At 64.8% G+C, this 361-nt stretch carries 1 protein-coding gene; it reads left to right on the top strand.

The genetic code is table 11. The features are described from left to right. Window positions 1-21 precede the first annotated feature (21 nt). Window positions 22-361: hypothetical protein (locus tag EN850_RS34345; RefSeq protein ID WP_246689324.1), on the top strand; the 340-nt coding region annotated here is incomplete at its 3' end.

Below are 361 nucleotides of genomic sequence, written 5' to 3'. Positions count from 1 at the left end.
CGCGCCAAACCCGACCACGCAATGCTGCGTAAGGCCATGCGCGACGCACATGTATCGTTGAAAGACGTCGTGCTGGTCGAAGACACGCGCTCGCACCTGAAGAACTACCGGCGGCTCGGCATCCGCACCGTGTGGATCACCGGTCATTTGCCGCGCAAGCCGCATGCGGACGGCGTGCCCACGCGGCTGCCGGGCACCGGCCGGCCGCATTATGTCGATCGCAGCATTCGTTGGTTAAAATCGTTACGAGTGAGCACCCGCTCGGTTCGATTGAAGCGCCAGCAGACGGGACTACAGCCATGCAGCCCATCGACAAGCCGGACGAAGCCCGAGCCGAACACGCCCCCCCGCACGACCCCGC

Origin of the sequence: Mesorhizobium sp. M8A.F.Ca.ET.207.01.1.1, assembly GCF_004794715.1 — a bacterium.
In the GTDB taxonomy this organism is placed as follows: domain Bacteria; phylum Pseudomonadota; class Alphaproteobacteria; order Rhizobiales; family Rhizobiaceae; genus Mesorhizobium.
The sequence above is the reverse complement of the archived record's forward strand: the minus strand, read 5'-3'. Positions and strand labels throughout refer to the sequence as shown.